Here is a 15,124-nt window from a genome sequence, read left to right as displayed (position 1 = left end):
GTATCGCCAAGGTTGATCAAGGAAACTTTTGTTACCCCGGAGGATTATCGATATCCTTTCCTGGGTTAAAGAACAGACGAAAAAACTGCACAAAGGCCGTCACTCTAAAAAAATGACGGCCTTTTTTATGCACTGAAATTATTCACCAACAAGTAGTTAAAAAGAAAACTCGACTGCTTTTACAATACCTTTCGTCGAAGAAGTTCTTTTTTAATCAATTCAATTTCCCTTGAAGACTGGGAACCTACAGATGAGTTTTCCTCTGCCCTACGAATTAGATATGGCATAACCTCTTTTATGGGTCCAAAAGGAACGTATTTTACAACATTATAGCCAGCTTGGGACAGATTAAAACTGATATTATCGCTCATACCAAATAACTGTCCAAACCATATTCGACCATCGGTACTTTTTAAATTATGGACCATCAATCCACGGACCAATCGTTTACAGCTAAATTCATTATGCGTTCCCAAGAAAACATCAAAAAAATCTAGGTTGTCCAAAACATAGTCCAAACCATCATTAAAATTTTTATCGGTTGCTGCCTTATCTTGACATATTGGACTTTTATAACCCATCTTAAAGGCCCTGTTTCGTTCTTTTTCCATATAGGCTCCTCGTACCAACTTCACCCCTACCCTTATTTTATGCTGTTCACTAAGTTTTTTGAGGTCCTTAAGATAATCCAACTTATGTCTTAGATACAGTTGAACTGTTGTAAAGACCACGGTTCTTGTTTTATTGTATTTAACCATCATTTCCTCTGTAAGTCTATCGACTGCACAATGAGCCCATGATTCCTCAGCATCTACCATGACCTTTAACGTATCTGTCTTGGAAACGGCCAGGCAAATGGTTTCAAATCTTTTTTTTATCCGCTCCCACTGCTCGCATTCTGACTTGTCCAAAATTTGATTTTCAGATATTTTTCTAAAAATTTCAAGTTTCCCTATACCTGTTGGTTTAAACACGAGAAAGGGTATTTCCTTTTGGTTTTTAGAGAATTGGCAAACTTTTAAAAGGGTATCCAGGTTATCGTCAAAACTCTTCTCGCTCTCGCTCCCTTCGACCGAATAGTCCAAAATGGACAAAACCAGGCCCTTGTTAAATAGTTTATCTATCTCTGACTTACAATCCAAAAGATTCTCTCCTCCACAAAACTGTGAAAAAATAGTTTTTCGCAATATTCCCTCGACAGGTAGCTTCACTTTAAAAGCAAACTTCAGAAATGACTTTCCAATCTTTGTGAGTGAACCGTACCGAAGTAATTTAAATAAAATTATGGCCTTTTTTAATTCATAGTTGGATTTGGAGGAAAAGGCGAACTCTGTATTGTTAAAGTTTATTGTCTCCGACATATTACTGGATTATTGGTAAACAAGCAACATTCTTCCCAATTGGAATACAACAGGTATCGACGTTCTTGACGTGTTAGACGATAAAAAAATATGGTGGTCGAAAAGACGACCACCACGACGAACCAAAAAAGGGTACTAACCTATTACAATTAACTATACTTAACCCTTTGTACCTGGTTGTAGGATTTTATAGTTTCTTTCCTTTTTTTGTTGCTCCACCATACGTTTTACATCCTCCAACAATTGTTTAGCGTCATAAATAATACCATCCTTGACGGTATATTTGACACCTCCAACCCTCTGTATAGTATTGTCGTCCATCAACTTTATAGCTCCGGTTCCATAGAGCACTTTTAAGTTTACCAAAGGGTTTTCTTCTAAAATCACAAAATCGGCCAACTTCCCTGCTGTGATCGTTCCGATCTTGTCATCCATTCCCAATGATTCAGCCCCGTTCAAGGTTGCAGCCTTAATTACCTCCAATGGATGAAAACCAGCTTCGCGTAAAAGCTCCATTTCCCTTGGATACGAAAAACCATAAAGTTCATATATGAAACCTGCATCCGTTCCAACTGTGACCCGACCTCCTCGGTTTTTATATTCGTTGATAAAACTCATCCAAAGTTGATAGTTTTTTTTCCAATCGATTTCCTGCTCGGTCCCCCAATAATGCCAATAAGATCCATGGGATTCCCGACTGGGAGAATAAAACTCCCAAAGACTTGGCAAGGTATACTCCTCATGCCATTCGGCTCTTCTGGCCCTGGCTAAGTCTCTATTCGCTTCATATATGACCATAGTGGGTGATAAGGTAAAATCCAAATCAAGTAATTCCTGCATCACACTATTCCATTTATCTGAATATGGTTCGGCTGCTTGGTTCCATAACTGTCCAGCCTCACCAAAACGGTCTTGCTCATTCTGGTAGTTGTAGTCCAACGAATAATTTTGCACCGTCCTATCATCGAACAAAGCTTCAGGAAGACCGTACCAATGCTCCATTGCGGTTAGCCCAGCACGTGCACTATGCAAAACATTCCATTGACCTACATAGGTTTGTGAATGGTGCATTTTGGACCGAAGTCCCAATTTTTTGTTTTCATTAAGTGCTGCTTCCATAATTTCTGGCGGAGCTCCAAAGAACTTGATTCCATCTGCACCGTTTTTTGCATTCTGACGCACCCACTCCCTTGCTTGTTCAGGGGTTGTGATTATATTCTTGGCCCCCATCCCAAAACGGGTGTAGGCCAATATTCGTGGAGCTGTAATCTTGTTTTTATTACTTTTCTCCTTATGCTCCAGAACCCAGTCTAGGCCATTTCCGCTCGCTGGGTCGGCAATGGTAGTTATTCCGTGCCCAAGCCACAATTTAAAGACATATTCAGCAGATGTTCCTTGTGCACTTCCTCCAATATGCGCATGGGAATCTACAAATCCAGGCAAGATATACATCCCTTCGGCGTTTAGCTCTTTTCCTCCAGGTCTTAGAACTGGTCTTTTATTGGGGTCGATGGGCACACCTGGATAGCCCACTACCCGGACCTCGGTTATCACATTGTTTTCTACCACAATATCCACTGGACCTTGTGGCGGCGACAATGTTCCATTGATCATGGTAGCTCCCCGAATTATAAGCTGGCTCCATGGGCCCTCCCCTTCGGCCCTTTCCGGCGCTTTCTCCACTCCGGCTCTATTCTTTCTAAATTTTGCAACAATGGATTCGGCTTTTGGACCGCCCCGCTCACTTTTAAGATTGGATTGATTGTCTTGAGCTTGCATTGCGCACGTTACCGAACACATTGCAATCAATGCAACAATTATTCTAATATTTTTCATTTTTCAATATTTGGTTAATAATTCCCTTGTACTCAGAAAAACAATGTCTCACTAATTGGTTCTGTTATATTTTGCAGGCATTCCTTCCGAAGGTATGGACTTAGCTATAAAATCCCGAAGATCGTCGTTTGCCGTTTTGAGGTCCTCATTTCTCAGGTACATCATATGTCCACTTCGATACCCTTTCCAATCCATTCTATCCTTTAGTTTACCGCTGGGGTCCATTTGCCACATATTATATTTTGAATTGAAATAATCGGTACCGCCATCATAATATCCTGCCTGGACAAGAACATTGAGATATGGGTTCTGGGCCATGGCCTGTCTTAAATCGTAACCTGTGGTATTATTGCTCCTATCCCATGGCCGTACCGGACCAAACATATTGTACTTAAGGTCGGTTACGTAGTTTAAGTGATTTTTGAAGTAATAGTTAATAGCTGGAGTAAAGGAATGTAACCAACTGGTAAGTTCTGCGGAATAATCGGGTCGAGTGCCGGCCGCCTCTTTATCTATTCCCAAATATCTTGAATCCAGCCTACCAATATTGTACCCCTCATCCCGCAACAATTCTTTCCAGAAGAAGGCTTTGGGTATGCGCAAATTATGTTCCAATATCACCTCTACCGATAATCCTGAATATCTTGATATTTTGGATGCTACTTGACGTCTTTCAGAATTTGAAAGAAATCCTCCTTTGGACAAGGCCGGCGTAAGTTCATTAATGGTATATTCCTCTACTTCGGGCAGTACTTCTACGAGGTCCTTTGACTGAAGGTCTGCTGGCAATTTTTTATGGAACCATGCCGCAGCGGCATAATAAGGCAAGAAATTTGCCGCACCGGGCACTGTACCGCGTTCTATACCCAGTGTTGTGGGTGATACCAAAATTACCCCGTTTAGATACATCCAATGGGAATTTTGAAGCTCCAGTGATAGTCCTGATACCCTAGGAGTGCCATAGCTCTCGCCTATCAGGAACTTTGGTGAAGTCCAACGATTGTTCCTAGTAACAAAACTGTTTATCCAAGTCGCCAAATACTCGATATCTTGATTTACGCCAAAAAAAGTTTCCGATTTGGTCTTGTCGTCCATTTCGTCGATCGCTCTCGAATATCCGGTATTTACCGGGTTTACAAAAACAATATCGGCAACATCCAATATAGTATTTGGGTTATCTTTTATACCATAGGGCTGAACAGGATAACCCTCATCATCAATTTTTAGGATTTTGGGTCCTGTATAGGCTATATGCATCCATACCGAGGCAGAACCCGGCCCTCCGTTAAATGAGATGACAAGTGGGCGTTTGGAAACATCCTTAATACCCGTTCGTTGATAATATGTATAAAATAGTCCTGCAATAATGTTGCCCTTGTCATCCCATACCGGTTGCTTTCCGGTCGTGGCACTATATTTAACTTCCTTACCTTTTACAACCACCTTTCCGTAGGTAGTGACCGTTGAGTCCATAGCTCTATTGATTTGCTGCGAGTGGGCAACAAAACCAATGCTTAGAAACAGGGCTATCCAAATGTTTTTTATTCTGAACATATTTTAATTGTTAATGATTAAAATCGCTTGTGGATGGAGACAAATGGTTCAAAGAATAGTATTGATAATGATGTTGGTTCGAAAAGGGGACGGATTATCGGCTTTGATAAAGCAGCCTGTTAAAAACTGCCATCCGCCCCTTTTGACTAATCAAACACTTATTAGAATTTTATCCTTTGTCAATTTTAAATCTCTTCCACAGCCAAAAATTTATAAAGGTTCTAGTCCACGTCCCAAAATAATTTGGTCGTCAACAAATCACCTCCGATCGCAGCGTCTGCATTTTCATAGTTGGCCTTGTTCAATGTTTGTTCTGAAATCGGATAGGTCAGTCGTACCGGTACTGTGGGAACAAATGATTCTGGTGGAGCCTCAAGGGCAGGGTAATCCAAACGCCTGTATTCGGTCCATGCCTCCAATCCTTGATTGAACAAAGCCACCCACTTTTGCATACCTATCTTTTGTTGCCATGTTCCCGGTGCGGTATCGTACGCCACCATTGGATTCGATAAATAACTATCGGCACCACTACCTAGACCATAATACTCAAAAGAAGCTCTAATGGCCTGATTGTAGTGTTCTTCTGCATTGGTAACACCAGCAATAGATCGTTCGGCTGCCTCCGCCAACAAAAACTCTACAGTGGCATAGTCCAATAAAATCACTGGTGTGGATGGTTGGTAGAACAGTGTGCCAAATTTGGAATAATCGTTATAGGCAACAGCCAATCCCGAAGGCGCCCCAAGATAGACCCCATCTGTTCCCTCGACTTCTTGGAAGTACACTGCGATTCGGGCATCATTCAAATCATTCATATAGTTTACAAAAACATCACAACCAACAAAATCCCTACGATTTCCAACCGCCAAATCCGTCCAAAGTTCTGCAGTATTGGGCTGCGATTCCAAATGCTCTATTTGGGCTATATCTGCATTTGATGTAAAAACATTGGGTAGAGCTGTGGTTACTGCCTGTGTACCTAATGTTGGGTCGGCATCAATAATACGCATTCCCATTTGCAATAACAATGAGGCCCCAAATCGTTTCCAATTGGTTACGTTGCCATTGTATAAAATGTCCTGTCCCCAAGAACCTTGACCTTCGTCCAAACTATCGATAGCCGTAGTCAATCTGCCAATTAGATCTACATAGACATCTTGTTGATCATCGTATTCAGGAGAAATGTTGTTCACATCCAATGCTTGGCTATAAGGAATATCTCCGAATGCTTCAACCAGTTTTGAATAAGCATAAACCTCCACGATTTCAATAATTGCCAATTGATTGGTATTCACTAGGGTCATGCTCTCCGAATTTTCAATAATTTTGGCACTTTGTGCCAGATTGTTCAAAATATCCATATAGACCTCGTTCCAAGTAAAATTGGAATAGTATGTGGTTCCCTCATTATAGGTTACGGATGAAATCTGTTGCACCAATAACCTCGTGGTATTGAAAGGGTTTCCATTGGCACCGTACGTAATACCGCTCATTGTATCCGATAGGTTTTTCACCGCATTGTTGAAAAATGTTTCTGCTGGTGCTTCGGTTGCGTTTTTAACATCTACGTTCATGTCTTCCAAATCACCGGAACATGAGAAAAAAACCGCTATTAAAATTAAGATATAATAGTTTTTCATTTTCTGTTTTTTATGGTTTAGAATTGAACTTGAAGATTTACTCCAATGTTTTTTACCGTTGGCATTACCCCGTTTTGAGACCCCTGTAAATTTCCAGAGCTCAAACCTGCTTCCGGATCTGCGAACGGCAGGTTTTTATGTATGATCCAAAGGTTGGAACCTACGATTCCCAATCTTAATGATTGAATGCTCAACTTATCCATAAAGGACAATTTGGGGAAGTTATAGTTCAAGGCAACCTCCCTTAGCTTAACATAGGACGCATCATAAATAAAATGAGCTCTTGGCGCCAAAATACTCCCTGTTGCATTCCTATAGGTATCCATTGCTGTCCTTACCGTGTTTTTAGAACCATCTGGAGCAACACCGTCCAATATAATACCTCCGCCATCAGCCAAGGAATTACGAATCGGGTTTCCTAGGTCGTTCAGGCCAGTTGACCATGTATACAGTCCCGATCGATTACCTGTATTGATATCATTGGAAAATACGTCACCTCCACTTTGGATATCTATTAAAAAACTAAGATCAAATCCTTTGTATTTAAGAGAGTTGGTAATTCCAGCCGTCCAGTCTGGAGTTATATTTCCAATTACATTATTGGAAGTTGTGGTTCTCTCATAAGCACCGGTTTCCTGATTTATCAATCGTTTACCATCCACATAAATGTAATCTGTTCCCTGAATGGTTCCATAAGGTTCCCCAACGGTAGCATTAATGGACACTCCGTTTACAGACCCCAATTGAAGGTTACTACCTCCTTCGAACAAAGACAATACCTCACTTTGGTTTTTTGCCCAGTTTACATTAGCTCTCCATTGAAAGTCTCCTGTAGGAACAATATCCCAGTTCAAAGCTATCTCAACTCCCTTGTTCTGAATTTCACCTGCATTGACGAACTTGGAAGAATAGCCCGTAGTAGTGGAAATGGCTACGGGAATAATCTGGTCTTTTGAATTGGTTTGATATAACGAAAGATCAAAACCAAGCCTATTGTTTAAAAATTTCAATTCCAGACCCGCTTCGTAACTAATGGTAGTCTCCGGCAATAAATCCTCATTGTTCTTAGTATCATTGGTGCCATATAGAGGTACGGCTCCAAAGGGTGTTGGTTTGTTCAACACATCCACCAAACTATTGGCTGGAGCTGAACTTCCCACCTCGGCATAATTAAGACGAAGCTTACCAAAGCTCAACCAACTTTTATCCAACAAATTGGAAAAAACAAAACTTGATGAAACGGAAGGGTAAAAATAGGTGCTATTCTCCTCTGGTAAAGTTGAAGAGTGGTCAAATCTACCCGTTAGATCCAGATAAACAAGATTATCGTACCCGAAAGAAGCTAATCCATAAAATCCATCTACACCCACCTTTTCTACACTCTCAATGGGCGCAGGGGGCAAGTTCAATGAATTCGACAGGGAGAAAAGATCTTTTAAAACCAATCCGCCGTTGGTCTCCGCGTAAATTGAACTCAAGTCCGTTCTTCGAATATTGGTTCCCAAAACACCGCTAATATTGAGTTTATCCGTAACGTATTTGTTAAAGTTCAGCATAAGATCATAGTTCTCCTCGCTGAAATTGATATTTCTTCGTGAATATCTTCCGACCGCTCCTGCAGTTCCTTTATTGTTTCGTTCTTCTTGAATAAAGGAGTATGTATCCAAGGAGACTCTTCCCTCAATATTCAACCAATCGGTGAACTTGTACTTTAAGGAAACATTACCGAAAATTCGACTACGCGAATCGTTCTGGTAATTTTCATAAACGACCCAATAAGGGTTGTCTATGGTACCGCCCATAAAGGGGTCCACATTGTTCCCTGTGTTAAAATAAGCTTCTTTTAGCTCATCGATACCCACGTTCATTGCCCAATACTTTCTCATGGAAGAAATCACATTTTGTGCATTCCCTCCTGTTTCATTACCTGTTCGGTTTCTACCCAAGGCATCAGTCAAAATATAGTTTGCGCTCCCCGATACTGAGAATTTATCGGTTATATCAAAAGAGGTGTTGATGGAGATATTGTCCCGGGTAAGATTACTGTTGGGCATAATTCCATCTTGATCAAAACGGGTATACGCAATTCTATAATTGGCCTTGTCGCTTCCTCCAGCTATGGCCACACTATTGGTCGTTGTTATCGGAGTTTCAAAGAAGTCGATCAGCTTGCTCTTAGGGGCTTCCCAAGGTGTAGGCTGCAGGTAAAAAGGAGAACCCTCATAAAAGGAGTCCCACTGATATACCAAAAGGCTGGAATCAAATTGTGCCCCATAGGAGCCATAAGCTGTCGACGGTGTCACTAAATCCAGTTCTCCATCTCCATCAACATCGGTATCCACAAAGAAACTATCCCCTCCGCTCCCATAAACAGGACCATATCCAGTACCATACTCGTATTGAAAATCGGGCCAAGTTGATTTATCTATCCATCCCACGGTTACATTGGAGTTTATGGTTACCGTAGGTTTTTTATTTGCCCCAGCACCAGATTTTGTTGTGATGATCACTGCACCATTGGTTGCCCTGGATCCATAAAGAGCCGTAGCTGCAGCTCCCTTCAACACATTTATGGATTTAATGTCATTGGGATTGATGTCCGATGCCATATTACCATAATCGAAGCCACCGGTACCACTTTGCTGGTCGGCTGTATTAAAATTGGAATTGCTCACAGGAACCCCATCGACCACAAAAAGGGCTTGGTTGTTTCCCGTTAATGAAGTACTGCCTCTAATAACCACATTGCTGGACCCTCCCATATTGGTATTGTTCTTTATCTGAACACCTGCAATCTTACCGGACAGGGCATTGACAACATTATCTGTGGGTGTTCGATTTACATCCTCTCCATCCACTTCTTGGGTAGCATACCCAAGGGACTTTTTCTCCCTGGATATTCCAAGTGCGGTTACTACAACCTCATCCAACTGTGCAGAATCTTCTTGGAGTTCAATGGTGATGGGGTCGTTTCCCGTGACCTCCACTTCCGTAGTTTTGAATCCAATATAAGATACAACCAACACATTACCTCTGCTAGCCTCTATGGTAAATTTTCCATCAAAATCGGTTTGGGCCCCAATGGATGTTCCCTTTACCATAATATTGGCACCCAATAATGGTATTCCTGAAAAATCCACGACAGTTCCACTTATAGTACCTTGCAAATTATAGGGCAACAGGGATGCATTGGGAGATTTTTCCAATGCAGGTTTTTTTCTCATCTGCATAAGAATTATTTGTCTTCCTTTTATTTGATAGGTAATGTTAGTGCCCTTAAATAGAAGTGACAGTACTTCCTCTAAATTTTTGCCGTTCGTTTTTAAGCTAATTTTCTTACTAAGTGGAATCTTACTGTACTCGTACATAAAACGGTACTCCGAAATAGATTCTATTTTCCCCAGGGCATTTTCCAAGGTAACCTCCTTCAGATCAAGCGTTAACTTTTCTCCTTGATATCCTGGGTCGGCCTTAACTTGAAAAATACATGCGATCAATAAAAAAATGGTGAGCTTGGAAGTGATTCCAAAATGCAAGAATCTCTTTATTAAAAAAATTCTAGATGGTTTTTTTTTCATAATTTTGAGTTGATTTAATTAGTTTGAATCGATATTTATTACACAGTTAAAAGGGGGAATGGGCCAACATTCCCTCTTTTTGTGTTTTTACAAGGACCTATTTCATTGGCAGTGTTGTTTTAAGTTAGTAATTTACTCTCGTGTTGGATTTGGTTATTTATTTTATAGTTATTTCTTTGTCTCTGGTATTCTTTTCTTTTTGAATGATATACTCGAATGGTGCCAATACTTGTAGCCCGTCCAATACATCTTCTATGCGCTCCACATTTCTATTGAACCTTGCATTGAATGTTTGATCGGTAATGCTGTTGTTATTATTTTCAATGTGCACGTCATAGACTCGTTCCAAGGTTTCGAGCAGCTCAGTAAATGATGCATTTCTAAATACCACTTCTCCATTCTTCCAGCCGGTATATAAAGATGTATTTACCTGTTCCACCTCCATTTGTCCCTTTGATCGACTCCAGGCACCTTTATCTCCCGGAACCAAAATGGTCGAGTCATATAAGTTACTGTTGGGCTTCAAGCTTACAGATCCCTCTACCAAAACAGTGGTCACCTCATTTTGGTTTTTGTAGGAAGAAAAATTGAACTCGGTACCAAGAACACTTACCCTTATATCCCCTGAGTTCACAATAAAAGGGCGGTGCTTATCTTTGGTAACATCAAAATAAGCTTCACCGTAAACAAAAACCTCTCTATTCCCATTTTTTGGGAAAGCAACTGGAAACTTTATTCGTGAACCCGAGTTAAGGTTAATTTTGGTACCATCTGATAAAACAAGGGAAAACAGTAATCCATTGGGAACATGTAGTTCATTGTATTCAGAGCTCCCTCCATTATTATCAATATTATAGATTAAGGTGTCACCGGACTGAACGACAATATTTCCGGAAGGCAATTTTATCGGGTGGTTTCCCGACCCATCTAATATCTTAATACCATTACCTGTATCCAATGATATAAAATCCTCATCTATTTGAGTTTGTAAAGCATCGCTTTGGCCATTATTAAAATAGAACAGCGTTATTCCCAACGTAACTAGGCCCAAAAAAACCGCGGCATATTTCAAAAATTCCTTGATTTTAGCTTTCCTGAATTGACCCTTGTGCAATTGAGCTTTTACAAGCTCCCAATCGGCATCAACATCCAAATTATTGAGAAGCTGCAAAGCATCTTCGACCAAGTGCACTTTCTTAATCCTTTCAATAACTTCTTGATCGGTACTATTCAAAAAACCTTCGATATCATTCTTCTTTTGAGATGAATCTCTAAGCTTTTTTAAAAGGTATTGCAATGACTCTTTGCTACGCATTTAAGGATGTTTCTTTATTAGTAGTTGTACTTCTCTAGAAAGAGGGTGACAATTCCTCAATATTTTTTTAAAAATGATATCTTTTATTTGAATTTTAGGATAAAATTCAGATTAAGTTTATATTTCGTTAACTTTAAATTTCCTTAAAACCCCGTGAACCTCTGCCGATGAACTTTAAGGTTGAAGATTTTTTTAAAAAAAATTACGCCTTTCTGTGCCTTGTTTCCTTTTCGATTGTAAAAGATGAGGATGTTGCCAAGGATATTGTGCAGGACTTCTTTGTATCTTTTTGGAATAAAAAAGAATATGTTGCCATTACAAGCTCAATGGATGCTTATGCGAAGAAAGCCGTAAAAAATCTAAGCTTACAGTACATACTTAAAAAACAGAGGGAACTAAACCTTTTGGATAGCCTCAAATTTGAAAACCAGCCAACCGATCAGGTTGTCGATATAAGAAACTTGAACAAATTAAACGACCTGGTCGATCAACTGCCCCACAAGAGAAAAGAAATATTTGTTTCGGCCATTGTACACGGCAGAAGTTATTCGGAAATTGCCGAAGCCAATAAAATTTCCGTAAATACTGTTAAAACACAAATAAAAAGGGCTTATGCATTTTTAAGGACGTTTAAAAAAGAGGATTATATTTCGTTGATCATATTGGTTAATTTAATAGAGGTACTTATCCATTGATTCTATTTTATCCCAAAATTCCTTCAACACCCCTCTTTATTAATTGTCTAAAAAAACAAGCCCCTTTTGGGGCTTGTCTCAAATTAACTAAACAAACTTCAACTTATTATATGATTAAAATTGTATAGGGTCTTGCTTCTAAAAAACTATCTTAAGCTTTTAATAATTCGGTTTGAATTATTACATAAATGCTATAATCACATCATTAACATAATACTTACCTTCTTTTTGTTCGATCAAACTCCCTGACGGAATTTCTACAATTAACCTTGCTTTTGCGGCAGGAATATCAATGATACCTTTGGCTTCTACTCCTTCTACAATTATTTCATGTCCAATAGCATCATATAAGTCCACTTTTTGGCTACTTTGGGCAACATAGGTTACCTTTTCAGAAACCTCATGGGGATTATAGAACAAATAGGTTGGATAAGATTCCTTTTTATAAAAGTCGGTTGCCAAGCAATCCAGCTTTAATATCTCGGGAACATCTGTTTTTTCAATTATAGCTCCCGCGATTCCTACATGGCCGCTTCCATATACGCTGAACTGCGAAACATCCGGGTTACCTGGCGTCCAGTGGGGTCCATCACCAATTGCAATGGGTGCTTCCAAGTGTTCATAGCCTTCCAAATGGGCAGTCTTTATCAACCCTTCGTAAGCAATAACTCCTTTAGTATGGTGTTTTTGGTCCGGTAGCGTTTGATGTGCATCATCCATTTCGTAGGGATAAAAAAACTTGGAGGCGTTGGCTGCGTTCAACATCCATTTTCCAATGGTTTCGGCATATCTTGGATCATAGCGTACCATAGGTACCAAAGGCCACATGGTATCATAGGTATTCATTAAAAAGGCAAAGCCTCCATGATCTACCGTACTTCCTACCAACCCAGAAACATCATAACCATTCCAATTATCCTGAAGAACTCCCCAACCTTCGCGACAAACCGATGTGCCATCAAATGTCCAATCCAGAATACTATGGTAGTCATAGGAGGTGCCTTCTTCTGCATTCATTCGAGCAGCCACATAAGCACCAAATGGCATCAATATCTCATAAAAACGGTTCTCTTTCTGAGAAAGCAATGCTTCTAGTGAAGATTTTGCCGCACTTAAATACCTTTCATCCCCAAATTTCTGATAGGCCGCATATAACACATAAGCATGTCCTGCTGCTGCGTCCTCTTGGTGACATATCCAATTATCCTTTGGCTCAAGTGTACTATAATCAAAAAAGGTATGTCCATAGTTTCCTGCAAGTACCGAATCGGCCTCTTGAAAACGATCTGCTATCGATCGTTGAATATTTTCGAAATCGAGATGCTCTGGATAAAAGTCGGCCACTCCATAGAAAAGAAGATTGGGGTAGATATCATACCACCAATCCCTTCCATACCCCCCACCAAGTAAGGCGACATCGGGACCTGTATTGTTCATTATAATATTCCATCCCGTATCGGAATTGAAATAATTTTTGAGCATTCCCACATAATCTTCTCCATGTTGGTTGGATTTGTCAATTCCAATCAATGATGCTCCTAGAACTGAACTTATGGTGTTCAACGACTCATGAAACAAACCATCGTGATTTTCGGGCCCCTGTCGAGTATCCCCTATTGCCGTATAGATGCCATAGGTTTCTTGATCAAAATTTTTTCTTGACCCATCTTTCCAAATCAAAGGCCAATATTCACCTGTTTGCGTACTGTCATACACAATACGATCATAAGCCTGTGCCAACCCTTTAAAATCCAAAATCTTAAACGGTTTGGGCATTAATGGCATACTATCCACCCTACTAATGGTTTTTTGGGCGATTGGCTTGGGCTTTAATGTCTTGTTGTCTTGACAACTTAAGACACAGAACATTGTAATTCCCAAAATCGCAGGTAATCTCATTCTAGTCCATTTCATTTTCTAGTTCTTTTTGTTTTTTAAGTAGTTGTTTCGCAATTATTATGGATAACAATTGGACACCTCCAATAATCAATAGGGCATATCTTAGAGCAACTTCCACACTGCCCACATAGGCCAATACCAAAAAGGTCATAGCTCCCACAAAACGTCCAACATAGAGCCCAAACTCGTGATTGAGAATATAGGAAAACTCATTTCTTTTCTCAAATTTTGACAAAACATCGATTAATTTCAGCTGAATGGGAAAATATGCAATATCCAACACAGGTCGGGCGATCAATAGAAACAACATAAAAAGGATGACCCCTGTAGCATTGAACAAAACTCCATTGAACATGGCCGCTAAAAAAAAGCATACCAACCCAACACTGAAGATAATCAATCGGTGCTTGGGCTTAGAGTATTTTCCCAATAATAGCATAATTAGGGCCGCGATCAATGCACCTACAGATTGTGCCGTACCCAAAGCCCCTTCAGAACCAAAAAAAGTCATCATCAACATGGCTGGGGCAGTTACGATAAAGCCCTGTGCCAAACCTTTTAACCATGACATTTGTATCATTTTTTTCCAAACAGGATGGAACTTTAGGAAAAAAAACTTCTCACTTTTTGGCTTTTCATAGGATCCCATATGAAAAATAACGGACGCAATAATCGTAACCACAAAAACAGCAAGGGTTACGGTTTGGTATCGTAAGTTGACTCCATCATTATCCACGGAACTGCCATTTACCAAATACCAACCTATCAAAATAGGAACCAAAACGCCTGTAACCGTATAACAGAACGTATCCAGCCCGTAATAGAAATTACGAGTTCTATCGGCCGTTGTGGTCAACACCAGATAATCCCGATTGGACCAGTAAAGGCCAAAGGACATACCCATAATCAATCCGGCCATTATCAATCCTGCATAATTCATCTCCTCCAAGGACATCATAACCACCATAGAAATGCCACTTAACAGCATGCCCAGAGAGAAAAGCTTTTTTATATTCACTAAATTCAATAAATAGCCATTGAGCAAAAAGGTTAGTGGGATTCCTGAATAGATAGCCAGTTGATATAACATTACCTTGGTTGGATCATTGGAATTTCGCATAATGTAGGACGCTACAAAAATATCGACCACAGGTAATACAAACGCATAAACCAAGTTCGTAATAATTAGGATTTTGGCATTTTTAGAGAAATCGCCCCAACCCACTCCGATTGATTTTTCCATGTA

Annotated in this window: 9 protein-coding genes; 1 reads left to right on the top strand and 8 read right to left on the bottom strand. The window is 40.0% G+C overall.

The window, feature by feature from the left end:
• Positions 1-179: 179 nt before the first annotated feature.
• From AB9K32_RS12070 to AB9K32_RS12045, 6 genes are all read right to left on the bottom strand, one after another.
• On the bottom strand, positions 180-1,361 hold the full coding sequence (locus AB9K32_RS12070) for a proline dehydrogenase family protein (RefSeq protein WP_293295689.1): 1,182 nt from the start codon (positions 1,359-1,361) through the stop codon (positions 180-182).
• A gap of 159 nt (positions 1,362-1,520) precedes the next feature.
• Positions 1,521-3,197 (bottom strand): amidohydrolase family protein, encoded by a 1,677-nt coding sequence (locus AB9K32_RS12065; protein ID WP_369885326.1) that lies wholly within the window; start codon positions 3,195-3,197, stop codon positions 1,521-1,523.
• A 51-nt stretch (positions 3,198-3,248) separates the two neighbouring features.
• The gene (locus tag AB9K32_RS12060) at positions 3,249-4,751 is read right to left on the bottom strand and encodes a S10 family peptidase (RefSeq protein WP_369885325.1); all 1,503 of its coding nucleotides are present in this window, start codon (positions 4,749-4,751) and stop codon (positions 3,249-3,251) included.
• Between the two features lie 221 nt (positions 4,752-4,972).
• Positions 4,973-6,391 (bottom strand): SusD/RagB family nutrient-binding outer membrane lipoprotein, encoded by a 1,419-nt coding sequence (locus tag AB9K32_RS12055; RefSeq protein WP_369885324.1) that lies wholly within the window; start codon positions 6,389-6,391, stop codon positions 4,973-4,975.
• Between the two features lie 17 nt (positions 6,392-6,408).
• Positions 6,409-9,969 carry a SusC/RagA family TonB-linked outer membrane protein gene (locus AB9K32_RS12050; protein WP_369885323.1) on the bottom strand — a complete coding sequence of 1,187 codons (3,561 nt, stop codon included), beginning with the start codon at positions 9,967-9,969 and terminating at the stop codon, positions 6,409-6,411.
• Positions 9,970-10,126: 157 nt separating this feature from the next.
• On the bottom strand, positions 10,127-11,284 hold the full coding sequence (locus AB9K32_RS12045) for a FecR family protein (protein WP_369885322.1): 1,158 nt from the start codon (positions 11,282-11,284) through the stop codon (positions 10,127-10,129).
• A 167-nt stretch (positions 11,285-11,451) separates the two neighbouring features.
• Between AB9K32_RS12045 and AB9K32_RS12040 the strand changes: the two genes are divergently transcribed.
• Entirely contained in the window at positions 11,452-11,979 is a 528-nt protein-coding gene (locus AB9K32_RS12040) for a sigma-70 family RNA polymerase sigma factor (protein ID WP_224834751.1), read from the top strand.
• 180 nt (positions 11,980-12,159) lie between these two features.
• On the opposite strand, the gene AB9K32_RS12035 is transcribed toward AB9K32_RS12040, so the two are convergent.
• Both AB9K32_RS12035 and AB9K32_RS12030 read right to left on the bottom strand, forming a co-directional pair.
• Complete coding sequence (locus AB9K32_RS12035) at positions 12,160-13,878, bottom strand: hypothetical protein (RefSeq protein WP_369885321.1); 1,719 nt, start codon at positions 13,876-13,878, stop codon at positions 12,160-12,162.
• Position 13,879: 1 nt separating this feature from the next.
• Positions 13,880-15,121: an MFS transporter gene (locus AB9K32_RS12030; RefSeq protein WP_369885320.1), complete on the bottom strand. Its 1,242-nt coding sequence runs from the start codon at positions 15,119-15,121 to the stop codon at positions 13,880-13,882.
• Positions 15,122-15,124: the final 3 nt, after the last annotated feature.

Source organism: Allomuricauda sp. XS_ASV26 (genome assembly GCF_041224615.1).
Lineage (GTDB): Bacteria > Bacteroidota > Bacteroidia > Flavobacteriales > Flavobacteriaceae > Flagellimonas > Flagellimonas alginolytica.
This window is presented reverse-complemented; position numbering and strand designations above follow the sequence as displayed.

Excerpts from the sequence above, each read along its gene's own strand:
- AB9K32_RS12050 (WP_369885323.1), bottom strand. The coding sequence starts at position 9,969 with ATGAAAAAAAAACCATCTAGAATTTTTTTAATAAAGAGATTCTTGCAT.
- AB9K32_RS12035 (WP_369885321.1), bottom strand. The coding sequence starts at position 13,878 with ATGAGATTACCTGCGATTTTGGGAATTACAATGTTCTGTGTCTTAAGT.
- AB9K32_RS12070 (WP_293295689.1), bottom strand. The coding sequence starts at position 1,361 with ATGTCGGAGACAATAAACTTTAACAATACAGAGTTCGCCTTTTCCTCC.
- AB9K32_RS12055 (WP_369885324.1), bottom strand. The coding sequence starts at position 6,391 with ATGAAAAACTATTATATCTTAATTTTAATAGCGGTTTTTTTCTCATGT.
- AB9K32_RS12060 (WP_369885325.1), bottom strand. The coding sequence starts at position 4,751 with ATGTTCAGAATAAAAAACATTTGGATAGCCCTGTTTCTAAGCATTGGT.
- AB9K32_RS12045 (WP_369885322.1), bottom strand. The coding sequence starts at position 11,284 with ATGCGTAGCAAAGAGTCATTGCAATACCTTTTAAAAAAGCTTAGAGAT.
- AB9K32_RS12040 (WP_224834751.1), top strand. The coding sequence starts at position 11,452 with ATGAACTTTAAGGTTGAAGATTTTTTTAAAAAAAATTACGCCTTTCTG.
- AB9K32_RS12030 (WP_369885320.1), bottom strand. The coding sequence starts at position 15,121 with ATGGAAAAATCAATCGGAGTGGGTTGGGGCGATTTCTCTAAAAATGCC.
- AB9K32_RS12065 (WP_369885326.1), bottom strand. The coding sequence starts at position 3,197 with ATGAAAAATATTAGAATAATTGTTGCATTGATTGCAATGTGTTCGGTA.